The organism is Agrococcus sp. TF02-05 (assembly GCF_017565345.1).
GTDB lineage: Bacteria > Actinomycetota > Actinomycetes > Actinomycetales > Microbacteriaceae > Agrococcus > Agrococcus pavilionensis.
Genome location: NZ_JAGEKO010000004.1, coordinates 337,508 through 354,234 on the forward strand (window position 1 = coordinate 337,508; position 16,727 = coordinate 354,234).

13 protein-coding genes are annotated in these 16,727 nt (G+C 74.6%); 4 read left to right on the top strand and 9 right to left on the bottom strand.

The genetic code is table 11. The features are described 5' to 3' along the window. Positions 1-107: 107 nt before the first annotated feature. Complete coding sequence (locus JQT67_RS05490; RefSeq protein WP_208063843.1) at positions 108-881, top strand: TVP38/TMEM64 family protein; 774 nt, start codon at positions 108-110, stop codon at positions 879-881. Positions 882-987: 106 nt separating this feature from the next. Here the strand turns inward: JQT67_RS05490 and JQT67_RS05495 are convergent, their stop codons facing one another. The 4 genes from JQT67_RS05495 to JQT67_RS05510 all read right to left on the bottom strand — a co-directional run bounded on the left by JQT67_RS05495 (position 988) and on the right by JQT67_RS05510 (position 6,476). Further along, the gene (locus JQT67_RS05495; RefSeq protein WP_208063844.1) at positions 988-2,535 is read right to left on the bottom strand and encodes a DNA polymerase Y family protein; all 1,548 of its coding nucleotides are present in this window, start codon (positions 2,533-2,535) and stop codon (positions 988-990) included. A 121-nt stretch (positions 2,536-2,656) separates the two neighbouring features. Next, the gene (locus JQT67_RS05500) at positions 2,657-4,372 is read right to left on the bottom strand and encodes a hypothetical protein (protein WP_208063845.1); all 1,716 of its coding nucleotides are present in this window, start codon (positions 4,370-4,372) and stop codon (positions 2,657-2,659) included. A gap of 169 nt (positions 4,373-4,541) precedes the next feature. Beyond that, the gene (locus tag JQT67_RS05505) at positions 4,542-5,693 is read right to left on the bottom strand and encodes a hypothetical protein (RefSeq protein ID WP_208063846.1); all 1,152 of its coding nucleotides are present in this window, start codon (positions 5,691-5,693) and stop codon (positions 4,542-4,544) included. A gap of 99 nt (positions 5,694-5,792) precedes the next feature. Continuing rightward, positions 5,793-6,476, bottom strand: a complete 684-nt coding sequence (locus JQT67_RS05510; protein ID WP_208063847.1) for a hypothetical protein — start codon at positions 6,474-6,476, stop codon at positions 5,793-5,795. A gap of 125 nt (positions 6,477-6,601) precedes the next feature. Between JQT67_RS05510 and JQT67_RS05515 the strand changes: the two genes are divergently transcribed. From JQT67_RS05515 to JQT67_RS05525, 3 genes are all read left to right on the top strand, one after another. Beyond that, on the top strand, positions 6,602-7,591 hold the full coding sequence (locus tag JQT67_RS05515; protein WP_208063848.1) for a 1-phosphofructokinase family hexose kinase: 990 nt from the start codon (positions 6,602-6,604) through the stop codon (positions 7,589-7,591). A gap of 73 nt (positions 7,592-7,664) precedes the next feature. Beyond that, on the top strand, positions 7,665-8,111 hold the full coding sequence (locus JQT67_RS05520) for a GNAT family N-acetyltransferase (RefSeq protein ID WP_021010787.1): 447 nt from the start codon (positions 7,665-7,667) through the stop codon (positions 8,109-8,111). 15 nt (positions 8,112-8,126) lie between these two features. After that, positions 8,127-9,599, top strand: coding sequence for an alpha-amylase family glycosyl hydrolase (locus JQT67_RS05525; protein WP_208063849.1), 1,473 nt, complete (start codon positions 8,127-8,129; stop codon positions 9,597-9,599). Between the two features lie 104 nt (positions 9,600-9,703). On the opposite strand, the gene JQT67_RS05530 is transcribed toward JQT67_RS05525, so the two are convergent. The 5 genes from JQT67_RS05530 to purN form a co-directional block, all read right to left on the bottom strand. Then, positions 9,704-11,512, bottom strand: coding sequence for an ABC transporter ATP-binding protein (locus JQT67_RS05530; protein WP_208063850.1), 1,809 nt, complete (start codon positions 11,510-11,512; stop codon positions 9,704-9,706). Beyond that, positions 11,509-13,380, bottom strand: a complete 1,872-nt coding sequence (locus JQT67_RS05535) for an ABC transporter ATP-binding protein (protein ID WP_208063851.1) — start codon at positions 13,378-13,380, stop codon at positions 11,509-11,511. Before JQT67_RS05535 ends, JQT67_RS05530 begins: the two co-directional genes overlap by 4 nt. Before the next feature lie 283 nt (positions 13,381-13,663). Continuing rightward, positions 13,664-14,257, bottom strand: a complete 594-nt coding sequence (locus tag JQT67_RS05540) for an adenylate kinase (RefSeq protein WP_208063852.1) — start codon at positions 14,255-14,257, stop codon at positions 13,664-13,666. Between the two features lie 118 nt (positions 14,258-14,375). Continuing rightward, entirely contained in the window at positions 14,376-16,097 is a 1,722-nt protein-coding gene (gene purH / locus JQT67_RS05545) for a bifunctional phosphoribosylaminoimidazolecarboxamide formyltransferase/IMP cyclohydrolase (RefSeq protein WP_208063853.1), read from the bottom strand. After that, positions 16,094-16,723, bottom strand: coding sequence for a phosphoribosylglycinamide formyltransferase (gene purN / locus JQT67_RS05550; protein WP_021010793.1), 630 nt, complete (start codon positions 16,721-16,723; stop codon positions 16,094-16,096). Before purN ends, purH begins: the two co-directional genes overlap by 4 nt. Between the last annotated feature and the right edge of the window lie 4 nt (positions 16,724-16,727).

Sequence of the window (16,727 nt, forward strand, 5' to 3'; positions counted from 1 at the left end):
CCACCTCGTTCGAACGTACATTCGAATGCTACCCGTCCCCGCCCGCGAGCGCCACGGGCCGCTCGCGACGCGGCGGGCTCTCGGCAGCGCGACCGTAGGCTGGCTCCGTGTCAGCCACCCGTGCCTCCGGTCGCGCCGGAGCCGGCCGCGCCGACGACGATCGGCGCGGCGGGGATGCCGCGCGCCGCGGGTCGCGCCGGGGCACCGCGCTGCGCGTCGCCGCGCTCGCCGTCGTCGTCGTCGCGCTCATCTGGGTCGCGGCGACCGTGCGCCTGCCCGAGCTCGACGACCTCCGCGAGCGCATCGAGGGCTTCGGCTGGTGGAGCTGGCTCGTCTTCGTCGCCGCCTACGCCGTCGTGGCGCTCACGCCCATCCCGGTGACGATCATGGCGCTGCTGGGCGGGCTGCTGTTCGGCGTCATCGGCGGCAGCCTGCTCTCGATCGTCGGCGCCGTCATCGGCAGCATCGGCGCCTACTGGATCGCGCGCGGCCTCGGGCGCACGACCGTCATGCGCCTGCTCGGCCGGCACGCCCGGAAGCTCGAGGAGCGGCTCGACGAGAGCAGCGGCTTCGCGGCCGTCTTCACCCTGCGGGTCATGCCGGGCATGCCCTACTGGCCGGTCAACTACGGTGCCGGCGCCGTCGGGGTGCCGAGCCGCGTGTTCTCGATCGCCTCGCTCGTCGCCTCCGTGCCGGGGCAGGTCTCGCTCGTCTCGATCGGCGCCTTCATCGCCGCGCCGTCGTTCTGGTCGGGCGCGGTCGTCGTCATCGCGTGGGGCGTGGTGCTCGGCTTCACGATCTGGGCGTGGCGCTCGTGGCGCGGCAAGGCCGAGCACTCGCTGCCGGGCGAGCCGGATCCCTCCGGCACCGCCGCCGGGTGAGCCGACTCCCCTTCCGGGACCCCTTCCACCAGACGGGACCCGAGATACCGGTCCCCGTTCGGTGGAACGGGGACCGCAACGGACCGCTGCGACGCACCGGGTGCCGTCAGGCGTAGCGCCCCTCCGCGAGCCACGACCCATCGGCGTGCAGCAGCACCCACGCCTCCCCCTCGCCGTCGAGGATCTGCACGCGGTGCACGACGTCGCCGAGCTCGCGGCGCCGGATCGGCCACGGCCCCGCCCACGCGACCACGCGACGGCGAGCGGATGCGGGGGGCGAGAAGGCGGCAGGGCTCCCCTGCCGCTCGTCGAGCGCGGCGGCATCGACCGATTCGCCCGCCGCGTCGAGCAGCCGCACGGGCAGCGGCGGCCGGAAGACGACCGCGGGCCGCGGCGGCGGCAGGGCGCCCGGCCACGGCCCAGCGGCCTGCGGCGCTGGCGCGTCGCCCCACGGCGTGAGCACGCCGCGCTCGGCGAGCAGCCGCCCGCCGCCGGGCCGCGCGGTGAGCACCGCTTCGCGGCCGAGCATGCCCTGCAGCCGCTCGAGCGCGTGCTTCGTGCGGTCGTCGATGTCGCCGCCGCCCCACAGCCCCGGCATGTGCTCGACGTCGGCGTCGAGCCGCTCGGGCAGCGCTTGCACCTCGACGAGCGCCGAGCCGAGATCGCTCTCGCCCAGCTGCCACCGCATCCGGTCGACGATGTCGCCCGCGCGCAGGAAGCCCGGCTGCCGCCAGAGCCGCTCGCTCACGCGGCCCTCCTCGCCGCGCATGACGATGCGGATCTCGCTGCACACGAGCCGCTGCTCGGCGAGCTGCCGCACGAAGCGCTCGACCGGCTCGCGCACCGCGAGCGCGAGCTCGTGCACGCCCTCGATGCCCGGCTCGAACGCGAGCCGCAGCACGCGCTCCTCGCCGAGGCCGCTGTCGTCGACGCGCCGGTCGTCGAGGCCGCGCGCCCTCGCGAGCGCCACGAGCCCGGCCTCGCCGAAGCGGTCGCGCACGCTCGCGTCGGGCAGCTGCGCGAAGCCGCCGAGGGTGTGCACGCCGAGCCGGTGCAGCATGCTCGGCAGCTCGTCGTCGCCGAGCACGCCGACGGGCAGGCTGCTGAGGAACTCGCGGCTGCGGCCCGGCGGCACGATCGTCTCGGCGCCCGCGCCGGCGGCGAGCTCCGCCGAGAAGCGGTCGTCGGCGACGCCGAAGGCGGCCGTCAGCCCGAGCGGGGCGAGCGCGCCGCGCACCGCCTCGATCGCGCGCGACTCGGAGCCGTAGAACCGGCTCGCCCCGCGCATCCGGAACGCGAGTGCCCCGTCGCCGATCGGCTGCGCCGTCGGCACGACCGCGAGCACCGCGCGCACGACGCGCTCGAAGGCGAGCGCCTCCCCCACCGGGTCGGCGGGCGCGAGCGCGAGCATGGGCGACGCGCCCTGGGCGTCGCGCACCCGCATCCCCACTCGCACGCCGTCGGCGCGGGCCTCGGCGTCGCACGCGACGACGCGCAGCGCGTGCACGATCGCGCCGGGCGATCCCTGCTCGCCGCCCGCGGGCAGCGCGCCCGTCTGGCGCGCGACGACGACCGACCAGTCGGGCACCTTGAGCACGCCGATGCGGCCGCCGCGCACTCGCGCTCCGGCCTGGCTCGTCGTCTCGATCGTCACACCTCATGATCGAACACACGTTCGATCACCGTCAAGCGGATGCGGTGTGTCGCGAGTGCCAGCGGGTGCGGGCATGCAGGGGCGCGGGACGCGACTCGCGCGCCCCGCACCCCTGCTCGATTCAGCCCACCGTGCTCGAGCGGCGGCGCAGCAGCAGGAGCGCACCGGCCGCCAGCAGCGCGAGCGCCGGGAGCAGCAGCTCGCCAGCGCTGCCGCCCGTGCGAGGCAGCATCGCGGTCGAGACGGCCGCGGTCGCATCCGTCACCACCGGCAGGGCACGATCCGTCTTGGCGTCGTCCGCCGGCTCATCGCCCGGGACCTCGCCCTTGTCGATCGGAGCGGGCTCGCCGGCCTGACCGGGCTCCCCGGGCTGACCAGGCTGACCAGGCTGACCGGGCTGACCAGGCTGACCGGGCTGACCAGGCTGACCGGGCTCACCGGGCTCACCGGGCTCACCGGGCTCGCCAGGCTCGCCGGGCTGACCAGGCTGACCGGGCTCACCGGGCTCACCGGGCTCACCGGGCTGCGCCGGGGTCGCCTCGGTGCAGCCGGGCGACACCACCCCGAGCAGCGAGAGGGCGACGCACACGTCGGCATCGATGAGCGGCGGGTTCGACGTGCCGTCAGAGTCCGAGCCGCCCGTCGCGCAGCCGGCAGGGGCCGCACCGAGCAGACCGAGGCCGAGGCACACGTCCGCGTCGATGAGCGACGGCTGCTCCGGGCGATCCGAGCCCTCACCGGCACCCGGCGTCGCCGCCGGAGCGCAGGAACCCGAGGCCGAGCCCAGCAGGCCGAGGTCCAGGCAGACGTCCGCGTCGATCAGCGACGGCGAACCGGGCTGCGCACCCTCCTCGCCCGCACCCGGCGTCGCAGCCGGCGCGCACGAACCCGTCGTCGCGCTCAGCACGCCCAGGTCGAGGCACACATCCGCGTCGATGAGCGACGGCGAACCCGCCTGCTCGCCCTCGCCCTCGCCAGCGCCCGGCGTCGCCGCCGGAGCGCACGAGCCCGAGCTCGAGCCGAGCACCGCGACATCGGCGCAGAGATCGGCGTCGATGAGCGTCGGCTCCGTCGGCTGCGCGACACCGGGACCGGCACCGGGCGCGGGGGCCAGGCCGCACGAGGCCGGCTTCGAGCCCAGCACCGCCACGTCGGCGCACGCATCCGCGTCGATCAGCGTCGGCTGGTGCGGCCGATCGGCCTCCTCGCCGACGCTCGGCGCCGGCGAGGGAGCCGGCGCGTCGCACGTCGGCGACGTGCCGTCGAGCGAGACGACGACGCACGCATCCGCATCGACGCCGACGAGCTCACCGACATCCGCGACGACATCCGCGTCGACGACGACATCGGCGCCCTCGGGCACCGCATCGCCGAGCACCTCGCCGACGATGCCGCCGAGGTCGACGACCGCGTCCACATCGGCATCCGCCGCCAGGCCGCCGTCCTGCACGCCGTCAGCGAGGTCGACGACGGCGTCCGCGTCAGCCACCACGTCGGCGGTCGCATCGCCGAGGTCGACCACGGCATCCGCGTCGGCCACCGCCTCGGCAGCCGTGTCGCCGAGATCGACGACCGCGTCCGCGTCGACGACCGCCTCGGCGCCGCCGAGCAGCCCGTCAGCGACCCCGCCGACCTCCACGACCGCGTCGACGGTCGAGTCGAGGAGTCCGCCGACGACGGCGGTCACGTCGGCGTCGGCCGACACGAGCCCGTCGTCGCCCAGCAGGTCGACGTCCGCGATGGCGTCGACCTCGATCCCGGCCAGGTCGATCGGCACGGATGCCGTCGCCACCACGAGGTCTTGCGAGCCGACGCTGATCGTCGCGTCGGCATCCACCGCACTGGCGATGCCAGTGCCTGCGGCCCAGAGGCCGCCCGCGAGCGCTGTGGTTGCCAGCGCTCGCCATGCGAGCTTGCGCATAGTTGTCTTGCCCTTCTGATCGAGTGATCTGCCGGCCCGCTCCGGGACGGCTGCGTGCCGCGCGCAGGGCGCGGCCTCGGATCGCTCAATCAGGGCTTGCGGTGTGCTCCTCCACCGGGGCGTCGGGGATGCGGTCGTCCGCGGCCGCGCGGAGCCCGCCCTCGGCGAGCTGCGGCAGGCGGTGGCTGTCGGTGACGGCGAGCGGCTGGCTGGCGCCGGCGGCGCTGGCGCCGCTCGCTCCGCCGGCCACGACGGCCGACGGCTCGGCGCCGATGGGCGCCGGGGGCGCGGCCGGCTCGGCCGCGAGCGGCGCGGCGGGCACGGCCTCGACGAGCGCGGCGGCCGGCGCCGGCACGGAGGCGAGCGCATCGGCGACGAGGCGCTCGAGGGTCAAGGGTGCGCGCTCGCCGAGCGGCGCGGGGGCGGATGCGTCGGCACCCTCGAGCGCGCCGCCGAGCGCGGGTGCCTCGGCGACGATCTCGCCGGGCTGCTCGCCGACCGCGGGGCCGGCGCCCGGCGCGGGGGTGGGGCCGGCGCCGGGCGCCGGGGTCGGGACGGGAGCGGGGCTCGCGCCGGGGGCGGGCGCGGTGCCGGGTTCGGGCGACGTGCCGGGCTCGGGCGACGTGCCGGGCTCGGGCGACGGAGTCGGCACGACGACGTCGACGACGGTCTCGTCGATCGCCTCGACGACGGGGTCGACGATGCCCGCGACGGGGCGCTCGCCGAGCAGCTCGTCGACGACGGGGAGCTCGGCCACCGTCTCGTCGACCGCGCCGACGACGGGCGCGAGCACCTCGCCGCGCACGCTCTCGACGAGTCGCTCGACGGGCTGCGTGACGGGCGCGAGCGGCTCGAGCACGGGCTGGAGGACACCGGTGACGGGCGCGACGACGGGGCTCGCGGCGCCGACGACCTCGCCGGGGAGGTCGACGACGGTGCCCACGACCGGAGCGACGGGTGCGACGACGGGAACGACGAGCGCCTCGACCGGATCGGTCACGGGCGCGAGCCCGCCGACGAGCGCGTCGACCGGCTCGGTGACGAGCCCGACGGCGCCGCCGACGAGGTCGCCGACGTCGCCGAGCAGGCCGGTCGTGGCGCCGCGGTCGTCGTCGACGGCGTGGGCGGTCGAGCCGCCCAGCAGCACGGAGAGGCCGACTGCGCCGAGCGATGCGGCACCGGCGGCGAGGGCCAGGCACAGCACGCGGGGCCGTGCCCCTGCTCTGCTCGCCGCCATGGCTGCCCCTTCGAAGTCGTGACCTTCGGGTCTGCCCGCCACCGTACGGAATGCCTGCGCGAACGGCAAGGATTTCTCAGTGCTTTCCCAGGCGAGGGATCACGCCGCGGGCAGGCGCAGCGACTGCTCCTCCTCGAGCTCGACCGCCGGTGGGCCGGCGATCGGGATGCGCGCCCTCCGGGGCGCGCCGCCCGCGGCGGCCTCGACGAGCAGGCTGCCCGCGGCGATGCGCCCGTCGCCGTCGGCGAGGCCCTGCCACTCGGCGCGCACGCTCCGCACGACGGTCGCCGCGTTCGGCCACTCGCCGACGACGAGCAGCGTCGAGGAGGCCTGCCGCAGCCGCGCCGCGAGCCGAGCGGCCTCGGTGGGCGTCACGCGCGCGGGCGAGGCGGCGAGCACGACCGGCATCGCCTCGGCGAGGCTCGCGACCGCGTCGAGCCACGCGCGCCCCGGCTGCGGCACGAGCGCGATGCGGTCGATCGGCACGCCGAGATCGCGGGCCGCCTCGATGCCGAGGTCTGGCATGCCGACGATCGCGCCCCACGCGCCGGCGGGCAGCGCCGCGCCGAGGCACGCGAGCGCGAGGCTGCGCGACTGGATGCTGTGGGCGGCACCGGGGCGGAGGGTGCGGACGACCTCGTCGAGCCCGGCGGGCGCCGACTCGTCGACCGTCGGCGCGGCCGCGGGCACGGCCTGCTGCATGCCGCGCAGCCGCTCGCGGAGCGCTTCGATCGTCGCGGTGCGCTCCTCGCCCGAGCGGCGCTCGAGCCTCGTGGACGCCATCCTCATCCTCCCATTCTCGAACGTGTGTTCGAACCGGTCAACCGCCTCCGGCGTGTCGGCGACCGCGCGCCGTGCCAAGATCGATCCGAGTCCGCTGAGCCCTGCGATCGCGACGAGGAGGTTGGATGGCGACCGACGCTCCCCGCCCCGACGACGCATCCGAGACCCTCGCACCGACCGCCGACACCGGCCGCCCGAGCGGCGCCCACGTGCTGTGCGTCACGACGAACCCCGCGATCGACATCACCTACACGATCGACGACCTGCGGCCCGGCTCGAGCCACCGCGTGCCGACCGGCCTCGCCCGCGCGGGCGGCAAGGGCGTCAACGTCGCGCGCGTGCTGCACCAGCAGCACGGCCGCGCGATCGTCGTCGCCCCGGTCGGCGGCCCCGTGCAGTCGCTGTTCGTGCACGACCTCGACCGCTCCGGGATCCCGCACCGGCTCGTCGAGGTCGCGGCGCCCACGCGCCGCACGACCGCGATCGTCACGCCCGCCGGCACCACGAACCTCAACGAGACGGGCGAGCCGATCGACCACCGCGACTGGGCGCGCATGCTCGAGATCGTGCGCGCGGAGGCGCCCGCCGCGCGCGTCGTCGTCTCGTCGGGCTCGCTCCCGCCGCTGACGCCAGACCGCTTCTGCGCCTCCGTCGTCGACATCGCGCTCGCCGCCGGCCGCCCCGTGATCGTCGACGTCGGCGGCGAGCAGCTGCGGCACGCGATGGCCTCGGGCGCGACAGCCGTCAAGCCCAACCGGCACGAGCTCTTCGACGCGATGGGCGGCACCGACCCGCTCGACGCGGCCCGCCGCCTCGCGGCGCTCGGCACCGGCACCGTCTTCGCGTCGCTCGACATCGAGGGGATGCTCGCGGTGCTCCCCGACGGCCGCGCGTGGCACGCCGTGCTCGACCGCGTGCTCGACGGCAACCCGACCGGCGCGGGCGACGCCGCGGTCGCGGCGCTCGCCGAGGCGCTCGGCGAGGGCGCGACGCTCGAGGAGCAGCTCGCCCGCGCGACCGCGTGGTCGGCGGCCGCGGTGCTCGACGCCCAGGCCGGCTCGATCGCCGATCCCGCCGAGCTCGCCGAACGCATCCGCATCACGCCCATCGGCTGAGCGCGTCCAGCCGGCTCCGAGCGTTCATCCAACGCCCATTCGGCCCCCGGCATCGCGCTGGTACGGTGTGCCCATGACGACACTGCGCCTCGAAGAGCTCAACGCCGCCAACATCGTCGCTGCCAACGGCATGACGCTCAAGCGCGGCCAGGAGGCCTTCCTCGCCGCGAACGCGCGGCTCGAGGAGTTCGTCAACACCCAGAGCGCGTGGCAGCGCGTCGTCTTCGACGGCGACGAGCCCGTCGCGTTCGTGATGGCGAACTTCGACCCCGAGGTCGACCGCGAGGAGTACCGCTCGAGCATCCTGCGCATGTACGTCGCGGGCGACGCGCAGCGCCGCGGCGTCGGCAGCTACACCGTCGAGCAGGTCGCCGAGGAGGCCAAGCGGCTCGGCTTCGAGCACCTCTTCGCGGTGTGGGAGGAGGGCGACCTCGGCCCCGGCAAGTTCTTCCAGGCGGTCGGCTTCGAGGTCATCGGCGAGAACGAGTACGGCGAGGCCATCGGCCGCAAGACGCTCTAGCCCCGCGAGCACCGCGTGCGACGCCTGGCCGCCCTCGTCGCGACCGCGGCCGTGCTCGCGGTCGCGGGCTGCGCATCCGCCCCGCCCGAGCGCCGCGACGCGGGCGTCGCGATGTTCCAGTGGACGTGGGACGCGATCGCCGCCGAGTGCCCCGCGCTCGGCGACGCGGGCGTCGCGTGGGTGCTGACCTCGCCGCCGCAGGAGCACGTCGACGGCGCGACGGCCGCTCTGCCCGACGCGGACGGCACCGCCGGCCCTGCCGGCCCGGATGGCACCGAGTGGTGGTGGAGCTACCAGCCCGTCTCGTACGCCGTCGAGTCGCGGCTCGGCACGCGCGACGAGTTCGCCGCGATGACCGCCGCGTGCGGTGAGGCGGGCGTCGACGTCTACGCGGATGCGGTGATCAACCACATGGCGGGCGTCGAGTCGGGCTCGGGCTGGGCGGGCACCGCGTTCGAGCACTACGAGTACCCGGGCCTCTACGGCCGCGCCGACTTCCACGACTGCAACCGCACGCCCGATGACGACATCGACGCCTACCGCGAGCCCTTCGTCATCCAGCACTGCGAGCTCGAGAACCTCGCCGACCTCGCGACCGAGTCGGAATCGGTGCGGGCGACGATCGTCGGCTACCTCGAGGACCTGCTCTCGCTCGGGGTGACGGGCTTCCGCGTCGACGCCGCCAAGCACATCGACCCCGACGACGTCGCCGCGATCGTCGGCGCGCTGCCCGAGGGCACGCCCGTCATCAGCGAGGTCATCCGCGGCGCGGGCGAGCCGGTGCTGCCCGAGCAGTACACCGGCTTCTCGACCGTGTGGGAGTTCGGCTGGGCCGAGCGCGTCGGCGCCTTCGTGCGCGGCGGGCAGGCGCGCGCGCTCGCCGACCTCTCCCCCGCCGGTTACGGCCTGCTCGAGGAGGGCCAGCGCACCTTCGTCGCGAACCACGACACCGAGCGCAACAGCCAGACGCTCTCCTACCGCGACGGCGGCGCGTTCGCCGCGGCGACCGCCGTCATGCTCGCGAGCGACTACGGCCCGCCGACGCTCTACTCCGGCTACGCGTTCACCGACCGCGACGCGGGTCCGGTGCTCGAGGCCGACGGCTCGGTGGCGGATGCGTCGTGCGCGGCGGATGCGCGGCCAGACCCCGAGGGCGGCTGGCAGGACGGCGACTGGGTGTGCCAGCACCGCTGGCCCGGCACGCTCGAGCTCGTCTCGTGGCGCTCGCGCGTCGTCGACGCACCGGTGACCGAGCAGTCGTCGATCGACTCGGTCTTCGTCTCGCTCCGCGGCGAGACGGCCGCGTTCGCGGTGCAGCTCGACGACTCGCCGGCCTCGGTCGAGGTGCCCGTCGGCCTGCCCGACGGCGACTACTGCGACGTCGTCGTGCCCGATTGCGCATCCGTCGTCGAGGTCGCTGGCGGCGTCGCCGCGCTCGAGCTCGACCCGTGGCAAGCGGTCGCGCTCGACCGCTCCGCCCGCCCGTAGCCAGCCGACCCTCTCAGCGGGTGGGCTACCGCCTGTCGGGTGGCGGCATACCGCCACCCCGGCGGCGGATCCGCACCCGCTGCAGAGCGCCGCCGGGGAGGCGGCTAGACGAGCGACTCCCGCCACGCCCGGTGCAGCGACGCGAACTTCCCGCCCTGCTCGATGAGCTCGGCGGGCGAGCCGTCCTCGATGATCTGGCCGTGCTCCATCACGAGCACCCGGTCGGCGATCGCGACGGTCGAGAGCCGGTGGGCGATGATGATCGCCGTGCGGTCGGCGAGCAGGGTCGTGAGGCCCTCCTGCACGAGCCGCTCCGAGGGGATGTCGAGCGACGCGGTCGCCTCGTCGAGGATGAGCACGCGCGGGTCGGCGAGGAACGCGCGCGCGAACGAGAGCAGCTGCCGCTGGCCCGCGCTCACGCGGCCGCCGCGCTTGTTGACGTCGGTCGCGTAGCCGTCGGGCAGCGCCTCGATGAAGCCGTGGGCGCCGACCGCGCGCGCGGCCGCCTCGATCTCCTCGTCGCTCGCGCCGGGCTTGCCGAGCGCGATGTTGTCGGCGACGGTGCCCGAGAAGAGGTACGCCTCCTGCGTCACCATCACGACCGCGCGCCGCAGGTCGTCGTTCGCGAGCTCGCGCAGGTCGACGCCGTCGAGCTTCACCGCGCCCTCGGTCGGGTCGTAGAAGCGCGAGACGAGCTTCGCGAGCGTCGACTTGCCCGCCCCGGTCGTGCCGACGAGCGCGATCGTCTGGCCCGAGGGGATGTGCAGGTCGAAGTCGGGCAGCACGACCTTGCCGTTGCCGTACGCGAAGCGCACCGCGTCGAAGTCGATCTGCCCGCGCGAGGCCGGCAGCGCCTTCGGCTGCACCGGCTCCTTCACCGTCGGCTCCTCCTCGAGCACGCCCGAGATCTTCTCGAGCGCCGCCGAGGCCGACTGGTAGCCGTTGAAGAACATGCCGATGCCCTGGATGGGCTGGAAGAAGTTGCGCGCGTAGAGGGCGACGCCGAGCAGCGCCCCGATCTGCATCGAGCCCTCGACGACCCGGAGGCCGCCGACGATCACGAGCGTCGCGATCGTGACCGCGCCGATCATCATGATCCCCGGCTCGTAGATGCCGAAGATGTTGATCGTGCGGTAGTTCGCGTCGCGGTAGTCGTCGACGCGCTCGTCGAACTCGCGCTGGTTCGCGGCCTCCTTGCGGAACGCCTTCACGGCGCGGATGCCCGTCATGGTCTCGACGAAGTGCACGATCATGCGCGCGCTCGTCGTGCGGGTCTCGCGGAAGAGCACCGTCGAGCGCACCTGGAACCAGCGGGTGAGGATGATCGCGGGGATGAGCGCGATGCCGATGATCGCGCCCGAGAGCGGGTCGAGCAGCGTCATGGCGCCCGCGGTGAAGCCCATGATGAGCACGCCGCGCACCAGCTCGTTGAGCCCCTGGTCGAGCAGGTCGCGGATCGACTCGAGGTCGCTCGTCTGCCGCGCGATGATGCGGCCCGACGTGTAGGACTCGTGGAACTCGAGGCTCAGCCGCTGCGCGTGCGCGAACAGCCGCCGGCGCAGCTCGTAGAGCACCGTCTGGCTGATGCGCGCGATGCCGACGGTGTAGAGGTACATCAGCACGCCCGCGGCGATCGCCGCGACGATGTAGACGAGCGTCGCGACCCACAGCGGCATCCAGTCGCCCTGCTCCATGATCGCCGGCAGGCCGACGTCGATGCCGTAGGCGATGAGCAGCGGCCCGGCGATGTTCGCGGCGGCCGCGATGACGACGAACAGCAGCGTCACGACGACGCGGCCGACGTGCGGCTTCAGCAGCGAGCCGAGCAGGCGCCGCGAGCGCGCGCGGATGGCCTTCGACTCGGCCTTGGTGTAGTCGGTGCGGTCCTCGCCCTGCACGCCCTGGACGGTCATCGGGACACCTCCTCGGACTCGGCGTCGAGCTCGTCGAGGTCGATGACCTCCATCGAGCCGGTGACGGCGGCGATCGACTGGCGGTCGCGCTCGGCCTCCTCGAGGCTCGAGATCACGTAGCGGTAGTGCTCGCTGCGCGCGAGCAGCTCGGAGTGGGTGCCGACGTCGACGATCCGGCCGTCGCGCATGAGCGCGACGCGGTCGGCGAGCTGCACCGTGCTCGGGCGGTGGGCGACGATGAGCGCGGTCGTGCGCTCGAGCACGTGCCGCAGCGCATCCTCGACCTGCGCCTCCGTCTCGACGTCGAGCGCCGAGAGCGGGTCGTCGAGCACGAGCACCGCGGGGTCGGCGGCGACCGCGCGCGCGAGCGCGAGGCGCTGCCGCTGGCCGCCGGAGAGGGAGAGGCCCTCCTCGCCGATCTCGGTGTCGAGCCCGTCCGGCAGGTTGCGCGCGAAGCCGGCCTGGGCGATCGCGAGCGCGCGGTCGAGGGCCTCCTCCGACGCATCCGGCGCGCCCATGAGCACGTTGTCGCGCACCGACGCCGAGAAGAGCGTCGCGTCCTCGAACGCCATCGCGATGTGCGTGCGGAGCTCCTCGAGGGTCAGGTCGCGCACGTCGACGCCGTCGAGCAGCACCCGGCCGCCCGTGACGTCGTAGAGGCGGGTCGGCAGCGCCGTGAGCGTCGTCTTGCCCGAGCCGGTGACGCCGATGAGCGCCATCGTCTCGCCCGGCTCGATCACGAGGTCGGCGCCGTCGACGAGGTCGCGCTCGTGCGGCTGCGCGTCCTGGTAGCGGAAGTGCACGTCCTCGAACACGAGCCGGCCCTTCGGCTCGCGGATCGTCTTCGGCTCGGCCGGGTCGACGATCGTGTTCTCGCTGTCGAGGATCTCGTGGAAGCGGCGGGATGCGTTCGACGCGTCGATGAGGAACGCGAACAGGAAGCCGATCGACTCGATGGGCCAGTTGAGCACCATCGCGACGGCGAAGAACGCGAAGAGCGTGCCGACCGTGATCTGGCCGCTCGCCGCGAGCCAGACGCCGAGGAAGAGGCAGACCGCGTACGAGACGTACGGCACGATCGTCAGCCACATCCACAGGTTGCCGTCCATGCGGGCCTTGTCGATCTCGGTCTCGCGCAGCCGCTTCGCCTGGTCGGTGAAGCCCTCGAGCGCGTGGCGGCCGCGGCCGAAGGCCTTGAGCACGCGGATGCCGTGGATCGACTGCTCGACGGTCGTCGCGAGGTCGCCCGCCTGGTCCTGCGCCGAGCGCGAGATGGAGAAGTAGCGGCGCTCGAAGCGCAGCGCGACGAGCACGATGGGCGCCGAGAGCACGACGAAGACGCCGGCGAGCAGCGGGCTCCAGTAGAAGAGCACGCCGATGCCGACCACGAGCGTGATCGAGTTGACGACGAGCAGCGGCGCGCCGAAGGCGGTGAAGCGGCGGATCATGCCGAGGTCCTGCACGGCGCGGCTGAGCAGCTGGCCCGATTGCCAGCGGTCGTGGAACGCGACCGGCAGCGCCTGCAGCTTCGCGTAGAGCGTGCGGCGCATCGATGCCTCGACCTTGGTCGAGGGCAGCGTCACGAGCAGTCGGCGCATGTAGACGAAGAACGCCTCGCCGAGGCCGAGCGCGAGGATCGCGAGGCCGACCGGCCAGACCGCGGCGGCGTCGGCGGCGGCGAGCGGGCCGTCGACGAGCGCGCGCATCGCGATCGGGGTCGCGAGGCTCAGCAGCGCCGAGAGCAGCGCGGCGAACGTGCCCCACAGCAAGCGGGGCAGCACGGGCCGGAGGAACGGCACGAGCCGCGAGAGCGCTCGCAGGTGGCCGACGGGCTTGGTCTCGGTCTGGTCCGGAGACGTCGAGGACATGAGGGGATCCTTCGCGGTCGCAGGCTGGGTGGGCCTGCGATGGTGGGGCGCGACGATGGTCGCTGGGGTCGAGCGGCGTCAGCGGTCGTGACGCGAGGGCGAGCGTGGCTCGCGGCGGGCGATGCCCCGTCTGCTCCTAGGCGGCGACGCGCGCGGGGCGGACGCGGAGGGCCGGGGCGGCAGCGATCGCGGTGGTCGTCGTGCTCATGGCATCCTCCTGGCGTCGGCAGCACCCGGTCGGTGCAGACAGCCTTCGATCCTAAGCAGACTCACAGCGGCGTGTCTACCGCTGATCGGCGTTTCCCGATGACGTCGCGTCGCACGCACCGGGACCGAGCGCGTCGAGCAGCGCGTCCGCGTCGGCGGGCGCCCGGAGCAGCAGCACGGGCGGCTTCGTCGCGTCGGCGTGCCAGGCCCGCATCCGCGCGCGCTTCGAGCGCCAGGAGCGGAAGTGCCAGACGAGGATCGAGTCGCGGGAGAGCACGGCGCGGACGGTCTCGACGTTGCCGTTGCACACGATCTCGCGCGTCCGCACGCGCCGGAGCGTGCGTCGCAGCAGCCGCGAGAGCGACACGAGCCGCGGGTAGTCGAGCCCGACGATCACGTCGACGCGCTCGAGCGCCGCGCCGTTGTGGATGCCGTAGACGGTGTCGGCGACGTACGCCTCGCGCTCGAGCACCGGGAGCACGCGAGCGTCGAGCTCCGCGCGCGGCGGCTGCACCCAGCCGGGATCCCAGCAGAGGTCGTCCATGAGCACGACCGGCAGGCCGAGCCGCTCCGCGAGCGCGGTCGCGAGCGTCGACTTGCCCGAGCCGGTCGCACCGAAGCACAGCACGCGGCGAGCGCGACGCACGTCGTCGATCGTGCCGGCGCTCATGCGGGCGAGGCTACCGGCACGCGCCGAGCGGTGCGGATGCGCCCGAGTGGGGCGGGCGTGCCGGCCCCGGTCGGGCACGACCGCCCCCGTCGGCGAGGCGGGCGGCGAGGCCGCGCCTTCAATGCGCGAAGTGGCGCTCCCCCGTGAAGTACATCGTGATGCGGGCGGCGGTCGCCGCCGCGATGACCTCCTCGTCGCGCACGGAGCCACCCGGCTGCACCACCGCGCGCACGCCCGCGTCGAGCAGCACCTGGAGGCCGTCCGCGAACGGGAAGAACGCATCCGAGGCCGCGACCGAGCCGGCGGCCCGCTCCCCCGCGCGCGAGACGGCGAGCGCGCACGAGTCGACGCGGTTGACCTGACCCATGCCGACGCCGACGGAGGCGAGCCCCGCGGCGAGCAGGATGGCGTTCGACTTCACCGAGCGCACCGCGCGCCAGGCGAACTCGAGGTCGGCGAGCACGTCGTCGGCCACGTGCGAGCCGGCGACCCGTCGCCACGTGTGCGACGAGAAGCCATCGAACGTGTCGGGCTGCTGCACGAGCACGCCGCCCGAGACGTGCCGCAGCTCGGAGCCCTCGCGCGCGTAGCCCTCCGGCAGCCGCAGCAGCCGGATGCTCTTCTTCGCCGTGAGCAGCTCGAGCGCCTCGGGCTCGAAGTCGGGCGCGACGACGACCTCGGTGAAGATGTCCCTCACCGTCTCGGCCATCGCGCGCGTGACGGTGCGGTTCGCGGCGATGACGCCGCCGAAGGCCGAGACCGGGTCGCACGCGTGCGCGCGCTCGTGCGCGGAGGCGATCGCGTCGGCCGCGCCGGGCGCCGCGATCGCGATGCCGCACGGGTTGGCGTGCTTGATGATCGCGACCGCCGGCTCGACGAAGTCGTACGCCGCCCGCAGCGCCGCATCGGCGTCGACGTAGTTGTTGAACGACATCGGCTTGCCGTGCAGCAGCTCGGCCTGCGTGATGCCGCGGCCGCCGGGCAGCGCGAAGAGCCCCGCCTGCTGGTGGCTGTTCTCGCCGTAGCGCAGGCCCTGCACGAGGCTCGCGGCGCCGACGGCGCGCAGCAGTCCGCTCGCGCTCGACGTGTCGGGGTCGGATGCCTCGGCCGGCTCGGGCGCGCCCGTCGCGGCTGCCGGGGCGGCCAGCACCGCGCTCGCAGCGGGCGCCTCGGCGGCGGAGGCCGCCGCGGGCGCCGCCGCGGCCGGCTCGTCCACCGGCTCGCCCGCGAACCAGCGCGCGACCGCGCGGTCGTAGGCGGCGGTGTGCGCGAACGCGTCGCGCGCGAGCGCGCGGCGCTGCATGAGGTTCAGCCCCGTGCCGGCGGCCTTCGCGATGAGCGGGTAGACGCGCGGGTCGGTGACGATCGCGACGTTCGCGTGGTTCTTCGCCGACGCGCGCACCATCGCCGGCCCGCCGATGTCGATCTGCTCGACGATGTCGGCGTCGGCCGCGCCCGACCGCACGGTCTCGACGAACGGGTAGAGGTTCACGACGACGAGCTCGAACGGCGCGATGCCGAGCTCGGCGAGCTGCGCCTCGTGGTGCTCGAGCCGCAGGTCGGCGAGCAGGCCGGCGTGGATCGCGGGGTGCAGCGTCTTGACGCGGCCGTCGAGCGCCTCGGCGAAGCCGGTGACCGACGCGACCTCCGTCACGGGCAGGCCCGCGCCGGCGAGCAGCTTCGCGGTCGAGCCGGTCGAGACGAGCTCGACGCCCGCCTCCGCGAGCGCCGCGCCGAGCTCGACGATGCCGGTCTTGTCGCTCACCGAGAGCAGCGCGCGCCGGAAGGGCACCGCGTCGCGCTCGCGGTAGAGGCTGGGGTCGTGCTGCGGTCCGCTCACTTGGCTTCCTCCGGTGCGGTGTCGGGCTGGTCGAGCCGGTGCTCGAGGCCGTGGTCGGCGAGGTCGATCGAGCCGTCGGCGATGCCCGCGAGCACCTCGGCGAGCAGCTCGCGCTCGACGAGCTTGATGCGCTCGTGGAGCGTCGCCTCGGTGTCGCCCTCGAGCACGGGCACGCGCTGCTGGGCGAGGATCGGGCCGGTGTCGACGCCGCTGTCGACGATGATGACGCTCGCGCCGGTCTCGGTGACGCCCGCCGCGAGCGCGTCGCGCACGCCGTGCGCGCCGGGGAACTCGGGCAGGAACGCGGGATGCGTGTTGAGCAGCGCCGGCTCGAAGCGCGAGACCGCCTCGGCCGAGAGCAGCCGCATGAAGCCCGAGAGCACCACGAGGTCGGGCTCGAACGCCTCGACGCGCTCGGCGATGCGATCGCTCCAGGCCTCGCGCGGCGGGGCGAACGGCTCGACGAAGGTCGGGATGCCGGCGGCGCGCGCGATCTCGATGCCGCCGCACTCGCGGTCGGCGCCGACGGCGATCACCTCGACAGCGACGCGCCCGGAGCGAGCACGATCGAGCAGGTCGGCGAAGTTGCTGCCGCTCCCGGAGACGAGGACGACGACGCGGAGCACGCCC